The organism is Bacillus sp. FJAT-27225, from assembly GCF_001685025.1.
GTDB lineage: Bacteria > Bacillota > Bacilli > Bacillales > Cytobacillaceae > Bacillus_D.
On the sequence record NZ_MAYU01000022.1, the window covers coordinates 124,905 to 141,953 of the forward strand.

At 40.9% G+C, this 17,049-nt stretch carries 20 protein-coding genes; 3 read left to right on the forward strand and 17 right to left on the reverse strand.

Annotation, left to right across the window (positions count from 1 at the left end; all coding sequences use genetic code 11):
• Positions 1 to 74 precede the first annotated feature (74 nt).
• The 8 genes from A8F94_RS16690 to A8F94_RS16725 are packed head-to-tail and all read right to left on the reverse strand — an operon-like array spanning position 75 to position 5,830.
• Entirely contained in the window at positions 75 to 794 is a 720-nt protein-coding gene (locus A8F94_RS16690; protein ID WP_066202789.1) for a HoxN/HupN/NixA family nickel/cobalt transporter, read from the reverse strand.
• 60 nt (positions 795 to 854) lie between these two features.
• A complete protein-coding gene (locus A8F94_RS16695) occupies positions 855 to 1,679 on the reverse strand; it encodes an urease accessory protein UreD (protein ID WP_066202791.1) in 825 nt (274 codons plus the stop codon).
• Between the two features lie 3 nt (positions 1,680 to 1,682).
• On the reverse strand, positions 1,683 to 2,294 hold the full coding sequence (gene ureG / locus A8F94_RS16700) for an urease accessory protein UreG (protein ID WP_066202793.1): 612 nt from the start codon (positions 2,292 to 2,294) through the stop codon (positions 1,683 to 1,685).
• 34 nt (positions 2,295 to 2,328) lie between these two features.
• Positions 2,329 to 3,015 (reverse strand): urease accessory protein UreF, encoded by a 687-nt coding sequence (locus A8F94_RS16705; RefSeq protein WP_066202795.1) that lies wholly within the window; start codon positions 3,013 to 3,015, stop codon positions 2,329 to 2,331.
• On the reverse strand, positions 3,008 to 3,463 hold the full coding sequence (gene ureE / locus A8F94_RS16710) for an urease accessory protein UreE (RefSeq protein WP_066202797.1): 456 nt from the start codon (positions 3,461 to 3,463) through the stop codon (positions 3,008 to 3,010). Before ureE ends, A8F94_RS16705 begins: the two co-directional genes overlap by 8 nt.
• A 10-nt stretch (positions 3,464 to 3,473) precedes the next feature.
• Positions 3,474 to 5,186, reverse strand: a complete 1,713-nt coding sequence (gene ureC / locus A8F94_RS16715) for an urease subunit alpha (RefSeq protein ID WP_066202800.1) — start codon at positions 5,184 to 5,186, stop codon at positions 3,474 to 3,476.
• Entirely contained in the window at positions 5,183 to 5,506 is a 324-nt protein-coding gene (gene ureB, locus A8F94_RS16720; protein WP_066202804.1) for an urease subunit beta, read from the reverse strand. The genes ureC and ureB overlap by 4 nt, the downstream gene beginning before the upstream one ends.
• A 21-nt stretch (positions 5,507 to 5,527) precedes the next feature.
• On the reverse strand, positions 5,528 to 5,830 hold the full coding sequence (locus tag A8F94_RS16725) for an urease subunit gamma (protein WP_066202806.1): 303 nt from the start codon (positions 5,828 to 5,830) through the stop codon (positions 5,528 to 5,530).
• Positions 5,831 to 6,075: 245 nt separating this feature from the next.
• On the opposite strand from A8F94_RS16725, the gene A8F94_RS16730 reads away from it, so the two are divergent.
• Positions 6,076 to 7,077: an urea transporter gene (locus A8F94_RS16730; protein WP_254660883.1), complete on the forward strand. Its 1,002-nt coding sequence runs from the start codon at positions 6,076 to 6,078 to the stop codon at positions 7,075 to 7,077.
• 232 nt (positions 7,078 to 7,309) lie between these two features.
• Complete coding sequence (locus A8F94_RS16735; RefSeq protein ID WP_066202809.1) at positions 7,310 to 7,525, forward strand: DUF5342 family protein; 216 nt, start codon at positions 7,310 to 7,312, stop codon at positions 7,523 to 7,525.
• Between the two features lie 477 nt (positions 7,526 to 8,002).
• Here the strand turns inward: A8F94_RS16735 and A8F94_RS26230 are convergent, their stop codons facing one another.
• The 6 genes from A8F94_RS26230 to A8F94_RS16765 form a co-directional block, all read right to left on the reverse strand.
• Positions 8,003 to 8,332 (reverse strand): DUF4386 domain-containing protein, encoded by a 330-nt coding sequence (locus tag A8F94_RS26230; protein WP_302621321.1) that lies wholly within the window; start codon positions 8,330 to 8,332, stop codon positions 8,003 to 8,005.
• A gap of 114 nt (positions 8,333 to 8,446) precedes the next feature.
• The gene (locus tag A8F94_RS16745) at positions 8,447 to 9,400 is read right to left on the reverse strand and encodes an NAD(P)-dependent alcohol dehydrogenase (RefSeq protein WP_066202815.1); all 954 of its coding nucleotides are present in this window, start codon (positions 9,398 to 9,400) and stop codon (positions 8,447 to 8,449) included.
• A 161-nt stretch (positions 9,401 to 9,561) separates the two neighbouring features.
• Positions 9,562 to 10,290 (reverse strand): DUF4386 domain-containing protein, encoded by a 729-nt coding sequence (locus A8F94_RS16750; protein ID WP_066204025.1) that lies wholly within the window; start codon positions 10,288 to 10,290, stop codon positions 9,562 to 9,564.
• A gap of 41 nt (positions 10,291 to 10,331) precedes the next feature.
• Positions 10,332 to 10,556: a helix-turn-helix transcriptional regulator gene (locus A8F94_RS16755; RefSeq protein ID WP_066202818.1), complete on the reverse strand. Its 225-nt coding sequence runs from the start codon at positions 10,554 to 10,556 to the stop codon at positions 10,332 to 10,334.
• 2 nt (positions 10,557 to 10,558) lie between these two features.
• A complete protein-coding gene (locus A8F94_RS16760; protein WP_066202821.1) occupies positions 10,559 to 11,005 on the reverse strand; it encodes a hypothetical protein in 447 nt (148 codons plus the stop codon).
• Positions 11,006 to 11,137: 132 nt separating this feature from the next.
• Positions 11,138 to 12,352 carry an NAD(P)/FAD-dependent oxidoreductase gene (locus A8F94_RS16765; protein WP_066202823.1) on the reverse strand — a complete coding sequence of 405 codons (1,215 nt, stop codon included), beginning with the start codon at positions 12,350 to 12,352 and terminating at the stop codon, positions 11,138 to 11,140.
• 514 nt (positions 12,353 to 12,866) lie between these two features.
• Between A8F94_RS16765 and A8F94_RS16770 the strand changes: the two genes are divergently transcribed.
• Positions 12,867 to 13,766: a DUF3994 domain-containing protein gene (locus A8F94_RS16770; protein WP_066202825.1), complete on the forward strand. Its 900-nt coding sequence runs from the start codon at positions 12,867 to 12,869 to the stop codon at positions 13,764 to 13,766.
• A 266-nt stretch (positions 13,767 to 14,032) separates the two neighbouring features.
• Here A8F94_RS16770 and A8F94_RS16775 read toward each other — a convergent pair whose 3' ends face one another.
• The 3 genes from A8F94_RS16775 to A8F94_RS16785 form a co-directional block, all read right to left on the reverse strand.
• On the reverse strand, positions 14,033 to 14,254 hold the full coding sequence (locus A8F94_RS16775) for a hypothetical protein (protein WP_066202827.1): 222 nt from the start codon (positions 14,252 to 14,254) through the stop codon (positions 14,033 to 14,035).
• Positions 14,255 to 14,609: 355 nt separating this feature from the next.
• Positions 14,610 to 15,995: a Mur ligase family protein gene (locus A8F94_RS16780; RefSeq protein ID WP_066202829.1), complete on the reverse strand. Its 1,386-nt coding sequence runs from the start codon at positions 15,993 to 15,995 to the stop codon at positions 14,610 to 14,612.
• On the reverse strand, positions 15,992 to 17,029 hold the full coding sequence (locus A8F94_RS16785; RefSeq protein ID WP_066202832.1) for a YheC/YheD family endospore coat-associated protein: 1,038 nt from the start codon (positions 17,027 to 17,029) through the stop codon (positions 15,992 to 15,994). Before A8F94_RS16785 ends, A8F94_RS16780 begins: the two co-directional genes overlap by 4 nt.
• Positions 17,030 to 17,049 lie beyond the last annotated feature (20 nt).

Sequence of the window (17,049 nt, forward strand, 5' to 3'; positions counted from 1 at the left end):
TCGTACTATTTTTAACATCGCAAGTCCCGGTTATTCAAACAGGATTTTCCTGCATTACACCAGGCATCTAATTCTTATAGCCAAAGGTTAAGCAATCCTTCATTGAACCCTAAATTATACATGTAGAATATACCAAAAGCTGTACTTATCACACCTGTTATTAATCCGAATGTCCTGCTAACTGTCCTGCGTTTTTCGCTTAATACAAAAGGTATACCGATGATGGTAGTGAAAAAAAACATGCCAATAACAGTTCCTGCACCAAATATGGAAATATAGATTGCTGCTTCACCGGCACTTTTTACAGTGCTCATCGTCAAAAGAATCATAGCACCGCTTCCTGCTAGTCCATGGACCAAACCGATAAACACGGATCCCAAATATGTAGTGTTATGATGCTTGTGTTTATGATCATGTTCCCCACTGCTTTGGTGGGAATGGATATGTGGGTGATCTTCGCCATCATACCCATGTTTATGGATATGGATATGGATATTTTTGAAAGATAGAATTGTTCGAACTCCAAGATAGACCAGCATGATTCCTACTAAAAATTCCAAAGACATAGCCAACTTCTCCGGTATTTCATTCTTCATAAGGATGACAACAAGGCCAACTATAACTAGTGTTACAGTGTGTCCAATTCCCCAAAACACTCCCGCCAATGAAGCATGCCAAAGCTTTTTACTTTGGCTAGCGATTGTAGAAACTGCAATGACATGATCCGGTTCAATCGCATGCCGTATGCCTAAGATGAAACCAACAGCCAACACCGACAAAAAAGTGATTTCCATTCAATTCCCCTCCATTGCTTGTTAAAACCCAGCAATTTTATTAATTGCTGGGTTATCACATTAATATTTTCTTAGAAAACTCGGTGTTTTGTTAAACAATTCTTGACTAATTATATGGTGGAAATCAGAAAATATTCTTTCAATCATTTGGGTAGTATTGGCTAGCACCCGAATCGTAAATCCTGTAACCTGCAAAGAAGACATTCCCACTTTGTAATCCTTTGAATTGGTATCAATTGACTGATATAAACGGTCAAGGAGATTCTTGTCGGCTTTTTCGTCAATTACAATCATTGATCCCAAATGTGAATAGCCTTCCATGAGGCCCAACTCCTCCATATTCTGTAAAACCGGATTAAGTTTAATATGATCATAAACGACTAATTCGTTTTCCATATATATCTCATTGAATAGCTGGAGCATATCATAACTAAACCGTTCCCCATCTGGAGACCAACCCGGGGTAATAATATCTGAATAGAGAAGTTTGGCTCCTTTCTCCATATAGATTACATTCTTTTGTTTATATCGCGCATTCCGATAACCAATTAGCGGATCGGGGATATATTCAAGGTAGCTGCCCTCTTTAAGGTTGATTTCTGTTTCCTGGTAGGCATGGGTGTTTGGCGTCTTGTATATTTTTGTTGCCGACTGCGTTGTTAAAGTGAGCCTCGCTTGTTTGTCTAACGAGATCTTGATTTGATAGCGGTCCCCATCCAAATAGCCGCCGCCTGGATTTAAAATATAGTAACAGGCTTGTCCGGATTCATCATGATAGATGGGACGCATGACTTTATACGCCCCCTGAAAATATACTTTTTTTGCGACTGTCTTACCCTTTCTATCTTCCGCATCCAAATGCAAAACCCCTGTCCAGTTCTGCATGTTTTAAGCCAATCCTTTTAAAAGGGCATTCTTTTTAATCCAGTCGATGACATCGTTAAGGCCATCATTTGTTTTTAAATTTGTAAAATAAAACGGTTTGTCGCCGCGGAACACTTTTGTATCCGATGCCATAATATCCAGGTTGGCGCCGACTAAAGGAGCCAGGTCTGTTTTATTGATAATAAACAGGTCAGACTTAATCATTCCTTGTCCGCCCTTACGCGGAATTTTTTCTCCTTGGGCCACATCGATAATATAAACGGAAAAATCGACAAGTTCCGGGCTGAATGTAGCAGCAAGATTGTCCCCGCCGCTTTCGACGAAAATCAGTTCAACATCGGGATGTCTCTTAATCAATTCTTCAATCGCCGCCGAATTCATGGATGTATCCTCCCGAATAGCAGTATGTGGACATCCGCCTGTCTCAACACCAATAATACGGTCCTCCGGCAGGACACCGTGCTTCATCAGAAATTTGGCATCTTCTTTTGTATAGATGTCATTTGTGATAGCAGCCATGCTGATTTCATCCTGCAAATGGCGGGTTAATTTTTCAACCAAGGCGGTCTTTCCTGCTCCTACAGGTCCTCCAACACCGATTTTTATAGGTTCCATATGTAAACACTTCCTTTCATCTATTAATCATTAATCAAGACATGAAAATCCGGATATTCACACGTTCATGCTGCATTTGCGAGAGTTCCAGGCCGGGGGAGACAATGCCAAAGTCGTCTTCATCCATTGCCTCGACCTTGTCCGTGGCTTCTGTTAATACTCTTTGAAACTCCTGAATCGTTTTCTGGCCTGCTGTTTGGCCTAACGGTATGGCCCGGACTGCATTTTGCACAAGGCTTGAAACAGTCGAATATAAATAATACAAAATAGTCGTCGATGATGGCACACCGAGATGGTGGCCCACAATCGTAAATACAATCGCTGGATGACCAAAAGATACGTTATGTTTGATTCGCTCTGCATAATCAGTTAAAACTGGAATGTCATAAAGAGATTTTACGAGAAGTACCATTCGGTCTCCCACCCTTTGGGTGCCATCTCTCGTTTCCCGCGGCAAATTTTGCACAGTCAGCATCCGGTCCAGTTTCCATATTTTTTGGGGATCATTCTTTTCCAGTGCTTCGTAAACTAAGCGGCAGGCTAGTCCATCAGAATAAACGAGCTGTTCATTTACATAGGCACGAAGCCAGCGGGTAAATGATTGCTGATCATGCACTTTGTCGGATTGAATATAAGTCTCCAGTCCATATGAATGACTAAATGCCCCTGTCGGAAAGTTAGAGTCGCAAAGCTGGAATAAGCAGAGCAGACTTTTATCCATGGCTGTGCCCAATATGGCGGAAGGCCTTTTTCACCTTCCGCTTTTCACGTTCATAAGGAATCTGAAGGTCTTGCAGTAATTCCTCTACAAGATAATCATACTGAACAAGCATTTCATTCTCTTCAAATTGGGCGGGGAGATGGCGATTCCCTAACTGGTGGGCAATCGTCCCCATCTCCTTCAAGCTGCGCGGTTTAATGACGATTAAATCATCAGACAAAACATCGATCATGATTAAATTCTTCTCGTCCATATATAGAACATCACCGGCGATAAAGTCACGTGGTTCCTTTAAGCGAATACCGATTTCCTTGCCATGGTCGGTCGTTACCCTCTGGATCCGTTTCATTAAATGGGCACTTTCAAGGTATACCTTTTCAATATGACGTTTTTCAATTTCTTCTTTATCCATCTTGTCAACATTCGTTACAATTTTTTCTACTATCACTGTCTTCACCTCAGAATAGGAAATATCGTTGCCCCATCGGTACCACGTCAACCGGATCACATGTTATTAATTCTCCGTTAACTCTTACTTCATAGGTTTGCGGATCAACCGTGATTTCAGGAGTTTCAGAATTCAGCTTCATATCTTTCTTCGTTAGTTTCCGAATTCCGCGTACCGGGAGGATCAGTTTTTGCAATCCAAGCTTCTCATGGACTTTCTCATCGAAGGCAGCTTGGGAAATAAACGTGATCGACGATTTGGATAAAGCTTTTCCGTATTGCGCATACATCGGACGATAAATAACGGGCTGCGGTGTTGGGATAGACGCATTCGCATCCCCCATCAAGCCTTCGACAACAAATCCATTTTTGAGAATCATCTCAGGTTTCACACCAAAGAAGGCCGGATTCCAAATTACAAGATCGGCGATTTTACCGACTTCAACCGAACCAACATACTCGGAAATACCATGAGTGATGGCAGGGTTAATCGTATATTTAGCAACATAACGCTTCGCGCGGTTATTATCAGAAAGCTCGCTGTCGCCTTCCATTGTTCCTCGCTGTTTTTTCATTTTGTCAGCCACTTGCCATGTGCGTAAAATCACTTCGGCAATCCGGCCCATCGCCTGTGCATCCGAGCTGGTCATACTGAATACACCCATATCCTGGAGAATATCCTCGGCAGCAATGGTTTCCCGTCTAATACGTGAATCGGCAAATGCAAGGTCCTCCGGTATAGATGGATTTAAGTGGTGGCATACCATCAGCATGTCCAAATGCTCATCCACTGTGTTCACGGTATAAGGCAGGGTTGGATTTGTTGATGATGGGAGAATATTCATATAACTGGCTGATTTAATTAAATCTGGCGCATGTCCGCCTCCCGCACCTTCTGTATGATACATATGAAGAACACGGTCTTTAATCGCAGCCATCGTATTTTCCATAAAACCACTTTCATTCAACGTGTCCGCATGAAGGGCAACCTGGATATCATATTTATCAGCCACCCTTAGTGCATGATCGAGGGCAGAAGGCGTTGCTCCCCAGTCTTCATGAACTTTCAAACCGATAGCACCGGCACGGACTTGCTCTGCCAGCGGCTCTTCGGAAGCCGCATGTCCCTTCGAAGTAAATCCAACATTTATCGGCAATCCTTCCGCTGCTTCAAGCATACGGTGCAAATGCCATTCACCTGGAGTGACGGTTGTCGCTTTTGATCCCGCTGCCGGACCTGTCCCTCCCCCAATCAATGTTGTAAGGCCCGCAGCTAATGCCGTCCTTATCTGTGTCGGATTAATAAAATGAACGTGAGTATCTATTCCGCCGGCAGTAACAATCATTCCTTCACCGGCAATGATTTCTGTTCCAGCCCCGATCACGATATCAACCTTATCCATGATCAACGGGTTGCCGGCTTTTCCGATGGCAGCGATTTTCCCGTCCCGGATGCCGATATCCGCTTTATAAATACCGGTATAGTCCAATATGACAGTATTGGTAATGACCAAATCCGCAATTCCGTCACCCCGTGTTACGAGAGGGTGTTGTCCCATTCCGTCACGGATTACCTTCCCGCCGCCGAAAACCACTTCATCGCCATAAGTCGTATGGTCATTTTCAATTTGAATGATAATATTTGTATCCGCCAGCCGAATAGAATCTCCTGTTGTCGGTCCGTACATTTGGGCATATTGCTTTCTCGACATCTTGAAGCTCATTTGTTAGACCCCTTTTCTATTGGACCGTCCACTTTATTATTGAAACCATAGACACGGTCTTCTCCGGCATAATCAACCAGCTCGATTTCTTTTTCATCCCCTGGTTCAAAACGTACAGCTGCCCCCGCTGGAATGTTCAGGCGCATTCCCAGTGCTTTATCTCTATCAAATCGAAGAGCTTCATTGATTTCATAAAAGTGGAAATGTGACCCCACCTGAACAGGGCGGTCCCCAGTATTTGTCACAGTCAGTTTGGATGTTGCCCTTCCGGCATTACAAACAATGTCTTCTTCTTTTAAAAATAATTGGCCCGGCTGCATTTCAATTGCCTCCTGTCACTATTATTTAATTGGACTATGTACCGTTACTAGTTTTGTACCATCTGGAAACGTCGCTTCTACTTGAATGTCATCAAGCATTTCTGGGATGCCATCCATTACATCATCACTTGTCAAAATTGTGGCTCCATATTCCATCAATTCGGCAACTGTTTTTCCATCCCGGGCACCCTCTAATACTTCGAAGGTGAGAAGTGCAACCGCTTCGGGATAATTTAATTTCAATCCTCTTTCTCTCCGTCGCCTAGCCAGGTCGGCGGCAACTACAATCAGGAGCTTGTCAATCTCCCGCGGTGATAATTGCATGCTATACCCTCCACTTTCAACTTTATTTTGCTACAAAGAAATGGAAAAACCTTTAGCATGTTCCCCTGCTTTTCCATAATTTATACAAGCCTCTTTTTTTCAAAAGATTCTTATTTTCAACAAATTTTTACTTGAAGTTTGTAAGGTCGAAGGATTAGTCCCCATTAAAAACAGTATGTATTTTTGTTTTAACTTCTTGACAATATGGAAGGCTAACAACTAACGAAAAAAAGAGAAGCTTTACGATGAAAAAGCTCCTCGGGCAAATCAATATGCAATATGGATTCGAAAGGGTGATTATCATGCAAACAGCCAATCAAAAATCATCGAAAGAAAGAAGTTTATTTTCTTTTCTGACTGCATCTCTTAAAGGTATTTCTCAAGTTATGCTCATTGAAAATGCCCTTTCTGGACTTATCATGCTCCTGGCCATCACAACCTTCTCTTATTCTTTAGGAATCATTGCTTTCATTTCAGGCTTAATTGGAACCCTTATCGGCAAGATTGGAGGAGTGGATGAACAAACAATCAATCAAGGTCTGTTTGGTTACAATTCCGTATTGACGGGGATGGCGCTCGCCATATTCCTGACAGGGCCAAATCGCTGGATCATTGCTCTTGTTGGTGCTGGGATTGCAGCGGTTTTGACAGCCGCATTGATGCGGGTAATGAAGGACATGGGAATTCCTGTGCTTACATTTCCTTTTATCATTTTGACATGGTTCACTTTGCTAAGTTCTTACCGTTTAAACGTTTTTCACTTAACGATAGATATGGTTCCCCAGGATATTTCCCGGTGGGAATTGGATATATCCGGAACAATCGATTGGCCGGAAGCGATATTTAACGGAATTGGACAGATTTTTTTCGTTCATAGCACTTTATCAGGAATACTGCTTTTTGTTGCAGTTTTTTTAGCCGGATGGAAACTCGGCCTTTATGCTGTATTAGGAAACGCGTTCGCTTTGTTGACATCGTTTTTTCTTGGAGGAGAGTACAATCCAATTTATATGGGCCTATATGGTTATAATGCTATATTGGCAATTTTAGCTGTGTCTGTCATATATAAGACGGATGAAAATCGCTTTTCATCTATCACCGGTATTGTCGCAGCTTGTTTAACCGTTCCGTCCATCGCCAGTTTAACTACTTGGCTTCAGCCATTCGGACTTCCTGCTTTGACAATGCCTTTCGTCCTTAGTACATGGCTCTTCCTGGGGGCCAGAAAATTCATGCCGAACCTATAAACACAAATACACTACATTCTTTAGATTAAAGGTTATATGAACTTTTTAAGCGAAATCCTGATTTACTGCTCATGAACGAGTTTGTAAAGACGTAAAGAAGAACCTTCATGTAATAATTGGAACTAGACAGGTGAATCAAATATAGGTAAGGTAATGCTTTACTAAGCATACAATTTGAAAACGCCATCTCGGTTAGGGAAAATTCAAAAAAGCTACTCAGGAGGAAATCTTTATGTTTAAAAACTTCAAAATAAGGCCAATGTTTAAGGATCAAGTTCATGAGCGTAATCAGTTTAAATTGAATGTTGAGGGAAAAGACTATCAAGGACTTTTCCACAATGGAGAAATTCATTGGTTTAATCCACATCCCAACCGTACTTTCGAAGAAAGCCATGTTGAGGCTATTGAATCCCAAGTCCACGGTTTGATGGCAGACCACTTGAAATAATAGTTTGATAATATAGCAATTTATTAATTTACCAACAGTGAGTATTAAATTGTAAATGTAACATTTGGTTTTACATGGTGTGGGGAAAGCGGAATTTGAGTGCACCATCTTTTTTAGGTGAGACATCTTTATAGCTGCTAAACTCATTTGGGAACTAGATAGATAATTAACCTTTTTTTACCGGCCTTTGCAGCCTTTAGATGGTCCTTTTTCCGCAAATCCTTCCCTCACACCAGGGTGATGCTTTCAGTGAACAGCGTACAGATTTAAATTTCGGTCCTGCACGATATTATTGATGATTGTTTTAATCACCGTACGCCTTATGCCAAAATGAGCAGGAGTGTTTTAGCAGGAATAGTCGTCAAAGGGATGCAAACAACTAGACCATAGCTAAAACTGATCGGTCATCCCCCTAACTTTTAAGCCCTCTTCTTTAAGGTTTTGGATTGTGCGTGAAATCCGGTTTACAGACATATTCTAGACATTCACACCAATCTCGACACTGATGTCTTGTTTAACAGCAGAAGCTAGTGCATCCTCATTGAATCCTTTCGAGATGAGCCAAACAGCCAAAATCATTTCATTTGCTACTACTGGCACTGCCAATATGCCACCCAAAACTGAAATTTGATCGATGACACCGAACATGACTAGCAGGGCGCATATAAAAACTGATGCTGCATCTGTTATACCGAGGATGGAAATAGGCCTCGGAACTAGCTTTGTTTTATAAAAAATATAACTGTACATGAGTGCGTTAATTCCTAGCATGAAAAGGGAGCCAAGCATGAAGGTCCAGTCGCGGATAGCTTTTTAAAGAATTCCTGAACTTTGATAAGATGAAATATCCGGGGCTGCCGCCGCTACGAATTCCCGGATCAAGGTTAGAAGGGAAAGGATACTAATTACTCTAACAGTAATCTATATGACTCTTAGAACTATCTTCCCCTTTGTACGTCCACTTTCAATGTGATGGTGTGCCTCTACAATTTGTTCTAAAGGATAACATTTTTCAATAATAGGTCTTAATTTTTCTTGCTCTACAAGACCCCTTAGGAAATCCAAATCTCTATCATTTGGTTTAGTAAGATGAATCTTTGCTTTCTTGCGACCTATTAATGAACCTACCATCAATTGAAATGGATGGTATTTAGGGAAAAATAGGTGTTCCGTAATATATAGGCCTTCCTCAGTTAAAGAGTGCAAACAACTGAAAAAGGTTCGTTTCCCAACTGCATCAAGTATAATATCATATTTATTTCCATTATCCGTGAAATCTTCCTTGGTATAATCAATAACATTTTGTGCCCCAAGTTCCTTAACCCAATTTAAATTGGAGGTACTACAAACAGCTGTTACCTCAGCCCCAAAATAACTTGCAAGTTGAACAGCAAAATGCCCTACTCCTCCAGAAGCTCCATATATTAAGACCTTTTGACCTTCCTTTACCTGTGCTACATCTCGCAATGCTTGTAACGCAGTTTGAGCAGCACACGGTATAGCAGACGCTTCCTCAAAAGTTATGTTTTTCGGCATATGACTTAGGAAATTCTCACGTGGAGAGACATATTCAGAATGAGATCCGAAGCAACTCCCGAAAACGCGATCACCCACCTTAAATTTGCGTACATTTTCACCGACAGCCTCAATAGTCCCCGCAACATCTATGCCTAGTATCGGATTTTTGGGTTTTGTTAGTCCATTATCCAACCTTGTTGGTAAATACCCCTTTCTATACAAGTAGTCTAATGTATTGACGGATGCACTGTGTACACGAATCAACACCCTATCTTGTTCCTTGATGGATGGCTGTTCGACATCCTTTATATCCATAACTTCAGGGGGACCATAGGTACTATAAATCGCTGCTCTCACCTGCAATACCTCCAAAACGATTCTATTTTAAAACCTTTAATCAATTGAAACCTCTTTACATTGCCCGCATAGCAATTAGCATACGAATGAGAGCACTGACGATAACTTTGGTCAAAACAGAACTTGTAACTTGTTTTCGCCTTGCGTTTTCTTTCACCATACTAGACATTTGTACCTATCATGCCCCTCTGTGTCTGGTTAGTTACGGAAGCAATCGCATCTTCATTAAATCCTTTCAAAATGAGCCATACAGCCAATATCATTTCATTCGCTGCTACAGGCACTGCCAATATGCCACCCCAAACTGAAAGTTGTTCAATGACACCGAACATAACTAACAAGGCACACAGAAAGACAGATGTTGCACCCGCCATGCCCAGGATGGATAGAGCTCTTGGAACGAGTCTTGTTTTATAAAATATATAACTGTACATGATTGTGTTGATTCCCAGCATGAAAAGGGGGCCAAGCATGAAGGTCCAGTCGTGGATAGCTTTTAATAGAATTCCTGAAGATTGATAGGATTCGATGTCGGGAGTTCCTGCCGCTACAAATTCACGGCTCAGGGTTAGAAGGGAAAGCACACTAATTACCCCAACAGTAATAACAATCGCTTCAAGGAATCGGAAGCAAACATGCCAGAGCGCGATCGTTTCATTATATTTTCTTAAAATCGGGAACATCGTTGTCGCGGTTCCAATCGCTGAAACGACTAACAGTAATTCCATTACCGCACCAAGTACGATCTGGTTGGCATGTTCAGCGCCTTTCACCAGGTAGTCTGGCCCTATCAGGATTGGATCGTACAATTTCAAGCCAATAACCGCCGTAACGAATGCGAGAATAAACCATACCCCTACAAGCCTCGCCGCTTTCCTATTTGAATTCATTTCCATCCCTACTCTCTAATAAATTCAACACGGTAACTCATTTATTGCTTTGGTTCATCCCCATAAAAGAATACTTCTTCTAATGGCAGGTTAAAGGCGTGTGCAATGCGGAAAGCGAGTTCCAGAGATGGGGAGTAATTTCCTTTTTCAAGAGCGACGATTGTTTGCCTTGTAACACCCACCTTGTCAGCCAATTGCTGCTGAGTCATTTCGTCATGATTGAATCGTAATTTTCGTATGTGATTGCCGACAAGTTTTTTACTCACGGTTATACTCCTTTCCTATAGTGATACAGTCTCGTAACGGAACCAGTTAGATCCGAGAGAAATCCCGAAGCGATTAGGATTATAAACATCATTTGCGACGGCTGAGTAAAGACGAGCGTTGCCATTGCAGTTAAAAAACCTAGGACAAAAACAAAGAAAGAATTCCGGAACGCTTTTAGTCCAATCATTTTATCCAGTTCGTCTTCAAATTTTGGTTCCTTTTCATTGGTCGTTATTCTAAACAGGATGTTAAAAATGATGCTGATAACAATATGGGCAATAATTGAGAAGAAAGTCAGGTTGAGGACGAAGAAACCCCAGTAGCGGAATGTTTCCATTGATTCCAGCCCCACACCCGGGTGCCGCGGAATCATGTAAAGGCAATAGGCTGCAAAAATGAGAATGGTGCTGATCAATGAAACGATTCCTTTCTTTTCTTGATAAGTCATCTATACACCTCCTGAAAATTAGTAAAGTATTGTATACTTAATGTAAAATAAACTATACATAAAGTCAACTTTATTTTACAATAATTTCTAGAAAAAATCCGCTTTCCCCACATGGTAAGCGGATTTTTTAATTTAGTTTAAAATCTTCATCAATTCCTGCTCAAACACCGCAGGTTCATTGGCATAGTTATAAATTCCGAGAAACTTCTTAATTAAGGATGGATTACTGCTGATCAGTTTATTTACAGCATCCTGCTGTTCGGTTACGGGTTCATTTTTTGAAAGTTCGCATCCCATATAGAAACGGGCCATGAATTCTGCTTCCATTGCTTGCTGGTACTCTTCTCCAATCCGATCCCAGCAGCCTCTGTTTCTTATTAACACACCGGCCAGTATTTGGGCGCCGCGAATGGCATCATGGATTCCCTGGGCCATGGCGGGGTCCTTGAAGCAGATGGCATCCCCAACGAGCGCCCAGCCATTGCCCATCCCCTTGTACCAGTAATTTTCATATCCTAACAGCCCCTTGATAGGCTCCACCAGGCTGGCAGCTTTCAAGCGTTCTCCAATAGTTGTGTTTGGGAAGTGTTCCGTTAACAGCCTCCGAAGCGAATGTTCAGGGTTTCGTTTAAACTTAGCCATCAGTCTTCTGTTGGTTAATGGGAAATTGGCGGTAACGACATAGTTGCCATCGTTTGTTGGAAAAAGGATGGCCATGTTATCTCCTCTTTTATAAACCTCAAATTTAGGAATGCCATCATGCTCGAAGTCGGAAAAGTACCCAAAGTAGAACGCCATGATTGAGGGGCTGCTCATTTTCTGATCGCTCTCCACAAGCTTCCGGACTACCGAGTTTCTTCCATCCGCTCCAACAATGAGCGTGGCCCGGAACTCTCTGTCCTCACCTGATGCCTCTCTCCCTTTTATTCCAACAACACTGCCTTCGTCAATAATTAGACTGTTTACACGGAACCCTTCCATTACGGTGACATTATCATATGATTCAGCCTTTCGCAGCAGGATGTTATCCAGATACGTCCTTCTGATACAGTAGGCTGTTTCCTCTCCGTCCACTTCTGGAACCGGCCCTTCTATGACGGTGTCCTCAAATTGAAATTTGACCGCCCTGACCGGGGTCAGATTGGTTTTCATCACTTCTTCCATCACACCAAGATCCCGCAGCAAGGCGACTGTATTGTTAAACACTGTGTTCGTCGATAGCGTGTCACTTGGGAATGTAGCCTTGTCCACGAGCAGCACTTTCAATCCTTCCCTGGCTAGATAAATAGCCAGCGCCGAACCTGCACATCTTGCTCCTGCCACGATCACATCAAAGTTCCTCTCCACTTTACCACTCCCTTTTCTGTTTCTATTTAAAAATATGGCGGGATGGACAAATTATTCTTCTTGCCTACTGAGGCGGTACAATTGGATGTGTTCAATGGTATGAAGATGTGGCATTTCCAAAAATAAATTTACGTTTCTCTCTCCTAGTAGTAGCTATTATTAATGACTCTGTCACACAATTTTTCTCTGCAAAGTCACTTAGAGCCTTTATTAATGACTTTGTCACATGTTTTTTCCCTGTAAAGTCACTTATAGTCTTCCTAAGGGACTTTGAGGGTTGAATTTTCAGGATAAAGTCACTTACAGCTTTTTAAGTGTGATTCGAATATATCCATCAGGTAGGAAGTTGTTCTGATCTCGGTTTGACCCTTGTCGCCCCATCGGAAAATGCGAACATTCTCTTTGGTTTGTTTAGGTATTAGTTCCTAATTTTGTAAAAATAGTCTGCTATTAATTGAAGGTTAAACACTATTTCTCTATTATAAAAGGGATGTAAGACGAAGGGGTGGAAGGAATGAACTGGAGAATACTTGCGATTGGTTTACTGGCTGTGGCGTCTTTGACAGCTTGCGGCTTAGTAGACAATACAGCGGGGGCGGATACGTATAAAGAGCCGAAGATTGAGGCTGTCGAGGTATCGAAGGAAGCCTATCCAAAGAAGATTGGTGAGCTTCACCAAAAGTTGAATGATGGCTTCAAAGGCATGCAGTTGATTGGGGATGAGAAGGATACAGAGGATCGGAACAAGAAGATTGCCGATCAGATCCAAACGATTCAGGATACTGTAAATGGCTACAAAGCGATTAAAGCACCTGCAGAGTATACGGAAATACATAGTTTGTATCTTGAAGCGGCCAAAGGTTATGACGAGGGATTAAGCTATCTCCGGAAAGGTCTTGCAGAGCAGGACAATGAAACGTGGCGAAAAGCTGATACACATTTTGCTGAAGCGTCAGCAATGTGGACCGAAGCTTTCACAAAACTATCTGACATGGCTCCAGTTCCATTGGGCGACGGCACCATTACAACCGAAGATCTGAAGGATCTTGATAAGTCGGCAGGAATCGACCGGGATGCTGTCCGCAAAAATATTTCCGAGGATGGGAAGGAACTTGTCGGCAAGTGGGGCTTTAAGGATTCAAAGCCTTCGATTGTTCTCTATGAAGATGGCCGTTACGAAGGTTATGGAAATGATACTTATCCTTCCAAGGACAACGCGTTTATCGGGAAATGGGAATGGGATTACGCCCGGAAGGTAATTGTGTTTACGAATGAAAAGCTCTTTAAGGATGGCAAGGAAACGAAAATGAATCGCCCCACGATGACGATGGAAGTGCTGAACTTTGGCGATGAGCAGTTGTTCATGAGAGATATTGATACTTGGGGTGAATTCAAGTACGAAAAGAAGGAATAAGGAGCATCGTGCTCGGGACCAAGAACTTTTAAAAATTGCACACAGTAAGAGCAACAATTTCCGTTTCCGGCGAGAAAAGGAAATAGTGCACTCCGGAAGAGTAAACAATTTTCTGCATGGATATTAGTCACTATTAGTTTCGTATTTTATAAGGTTGTATCCTTTCCACAAAAGCATGTTATTTCTTGATTAATATGAAAAAACAATGCTGCCTATTTCAAGACAGCATTGTTTTTATTTTTCATAAATCATTAACTATAGCTATGTTAGTACACCATTATTGAAACTTTTTGAAATGCAGATTCCAAGTTTTTTATAAGCTTACCCTTTACCTCGTCATCACAAATAAAGTCGTAAGCCAGCTCATTAACTAATAATTCGTAAGCTCCGTTTAAATTGTCTGATTGGCATGTGTCATTACATTGATTTTCAAGAACATTTTTTAATTCCAGTTCAAAATACTCTTTTGTACCGAATAATACAGTCAAACTAATCGTCCTTCCAATTGTTCATAACTAAAGGGTTCATTTCTAATCCCAGTCTACATGATAATACTGAGTTATAATTTATTCAACAAGAAAACATTCGGTAATTATTAACATACGAGCACTTTTAAGAATGAAATTTCTTTAATTCATTTATCTGCCAATGTTCTATCAGCAGTTCTGATTGTACTCTCTACAATCATCCGGCTCCAATACCATGGTAAATTGCCGATCTTTACGCCCTTTATGGGATAACAATCGTTGGAACTTAATTTTTCTGTTTTAGAGCGCCAGTTTTTTCCTTCTATTAAACAAAAAGGTGCACTACATTTTTTATGCAATGCACACTTTAAAAAGTTTAATTTTTATTTCTTAAGTGTTTAATGACAACCCCAAATGAGTCGTCTCTCCAAATTTTAAAATAAACAATATCATTGGGTTGAAGAATTTTGTCCAATAAAGATTTAATATCCTCTATATCCGTATAATGGTGGATGTCCCGCTTAGCCATGCCTGCTAAAAGAGCAGCTTTCGCAATTTCTTTTCCAATAAAACCCTTGGTAATAAGTTTATTTACCCCTATTTCAACCAGTAAGCGACCCACATTTTTATATTTTTCATCTGCGTATTGTCCCAGGGGTCCCATTCTTCCCAGGACAGCAATTTTCCGTTGAGGCGGGACTGAAATTCCCCCCAGTAAACGTAGTCCATTTTCTAAGGAAGGAGGGTTTGACTTCCATGTATCATCTATTATTGTGATTTGATTAGCGATTTGGATTATTTCAAAGTGAGATCTTAGATGTTTAAATGAAGCAAGCCTTTCTTTGGAGGCCGTGATATCTATACCCGCCTCTACCGCTCCCGCGATCGCAGCCACTGCATTGTATACATTGTGTTCACCTATTCCCGGTATAAATGCGATGTATTCTTTCTTTTGATAGTTCAGGGTAAACTCCATACCAGACTTATGAAAATGACTCTCCTTTATTTGAAAAGTTGCACCTCTACTTTTGCCATAGGTGACAATTTTCCCTTTAAAATTCGAGAAATCCATAGAAGAAATATGGGGATCATCTATATTGATAATCATTGTTCCTTTATCATCAAGTCCATGGATTAACTTCTCTTTTTCAGCAACATAGTCCTCGAAGGACGGGAACTCATCCGTATGATCTGTATCTATCATTGTCATGATCCCGATAGTTGGAAAAAAATAATTACATGCTTCTATCATGTCACCTGGCTCTGCTACCCCTGTTTCAATGACTGCAATATCGGTTTTTTCTGTAATACCCATCAGATAAGGGAGATTAAAGTAGCTGCTGTTTCTATTTCCAATCGTAGCCTGGACAGAAAAATTTGTTTGCAGAATATGTTTCAGCATTTCCTTCGTTGTTGTTTTCCCGCAAGTACCTGTAATTGCAACAACAGGGATGTTAAACATATGACGATAGTAGGAAGTAAACATGTAGAACGTGTTCATTACATCCTCTACCATGAGGATTTGCTCAGACTTCATTTTTTCCATATTGGCAAATGGAGAGTCAGTCACGATATAAAGGTGATGATATTTTTTCAGCTTTTCCCCATCCAGGATATCCTTTTTCCTGATATGAAAATATAATGCATGATTTTTAGCATGTTTCGAATCATGAATGACATTTACTATAGAAACTCCATAATGGACTTTTTTCGGTTTCATTCCTATAGCAGTTATGATATCCTCTAACATCAGCGTTTTCATTTGTTCTCACCTGCCCTATTTTGTTTTGCTAAATAGACAGCATATTCTATTGCTCTTTTTGCTATATCCATTTCTAAATAGAACAGAACAGGTGCACCCGGGCGCCAGTTGACCTCATATAACCAAATTTTTTGGTTCTCATCTATTCCTATGTCAATTCCTAATTCATCTAACGGCTCATCATATAGACTGTCAAAGTGGGTGGAAAATTGTATAGCAAAGTTTTCTAAATAACGTTTAACATTGTAAAATTCTTCATCAAACTGCTTTCTTAAAAATCCATCTAAAATACTTGTATAGCCTCCATAGCTGATGTTAGAAACGACACCTTTATCAGCAATACGAGGATATATAGCTGTATTCACCCATTTTCCTTGACCGTCCTTTTGTACATGGAGGCGGAAATCAAACGCTAATCCTCTTTTTGTCTCAGAACGGATAAACGGCTGTACCAAGTATTCTTCATCCCGGATGAGCAGTTCAGCAATCCAATCATCAAATTCTTCCTTTGAAAAATTATGTTCAATACCATCTGCTTTTAAGGAGTAATTCTCCTCCTTCTTCTCTACAAATATGATTCCTTCTCCTTTAGCCCCGGAAACAGGCTTGATAATAATTGAGTTATAATTATCCAGGTACAAAAAAATAGTTTGTATCCTTTCAACCTCTTCTGAAGGAATTAAATACTGACTAAATTTCCCGCTTTTTTTTATCCGATAATAGACGCTCATTTTATCTCCGATGGCATGGCTAGTAAACGGAATTTCTTTTTCTAGTGCATCGACAATTTCATCCTGCTTGGATGTAAGCGTACCTCCTGCATTGAATATGACATCAGGATAGCCTACTTCTCGTTCAACCCACCTGCCATTTTCATAAAAAAGTCCTACAATCTGCTTTTTGTCCAAGTTAACTTTACCGGGTGTAAAGTAAAAAAAGTTAACACCTTCCATTTTCGCTGCAGCTGCATATGCATAAACTTTATTAACCTTCTCTGGTTCTTTACGGTAATGTAGCATTCCAATTGTGATCATAAGTGTTTTTTCCTCCAAGC

Bases quoted from the DNA above. Each gene is read 5' to 3' on its own strand.
- ureB (WP_066202804.1), bottom strand. From the start codon at position 5,506: ATGCAGCCGGGCCAATTATTTTTAAAAGAAGAAGACATTGTTTGTAAT.
- A8F94_RS16690 (WP_066202789.1), bottom strand. From the start codon at position 794: ATGGAAATCACTTTTTTGTCGGTGTTGGCTGTTGGTTTCATCTTAGGC.
- A8F94_RS16785 (WP_066202832.1), bottom strand. From the start codon at position 17,029: ATGATCACAATTGGAATGCTACATTACCGTAAAGAACCAGAGAAGGTT.
- ureG (WP_066202793.1), bottom strand. From the start codon at position 2,294: ATGGAACCTATAAAAATCGGTGTTGGAGGACCTGTAGGAGCAGGAAAG.
- A8F94_RS16770 (WP_066202825.1), top strand. From the start codon at position 12,867: ATGAACTGGAGAATACTTGCGATTGGTTTACTGGCTGTGGCGTCTTTG.
- A8F94_RS16695 (WP_066202791.1), bottom strand. From the start codon at position 1,679: ATGCAGAACTGGACAGGGGTTTTGCATTTGGATGCGGAAGATAGAAAG.
- A8F94_RS16735 (WP_066202809.1), top strand. From the start codon at position 7,310: ATGTTTAAAAACTTCAAAATAAGGCCAATGTTTAAGGATCAAGTTCAT.
- A8F94_RS16760 (WP_066202821.1), bottom strand. From the start codon at position 11,005: ATGACTTATCAAGAAAAGAAAGGAATCGTTTCATTGATCAGCACCATT.
- ureC (WP_066202800.1), bottom strand. From the start codon at position 5,186: ATGAGCTTCAAGATGTCGAGAAAGCAATATGCCCAAATGTACGGACCG.
- A8F94_RS16705 (WP_066202795.1), bottom strand. From the start codon at position 3,015: ATGGATAAAAGTCTGCTCTGCTTATTCCAGCTTTGCGACTCTAACTTT.
- A8F94_RS16725 (WP_066202806.1), bottom strand. From the start codon at position 5,830: ATGCAATTATCACCGCGGGAGATTGACAAGCTCCTGATTGTAGTTGCC.
- A8F94_RS16750 (WP_066204025.1), bottom strand. From the start codon at position 10,290: ATGAATTCAAATAGGAAAGCGGCGAGGCTTGTAGGGGTATGGTTTATT.
- A8F94_RS16780 (WP_066202829.1), bottom strand. From the start codon at position 15,995: ATGAAAACGCTGATGTTAGAGGATATCATAACTGCTATAGGAATGAAA.
- A8F94_RS16730 (WP_254660883.1), top strand. From the start codon at position 6,076: ATGAAAAAGCTCCTCGGGCAAATCAATATGCAATATGGATTCGAAAGG.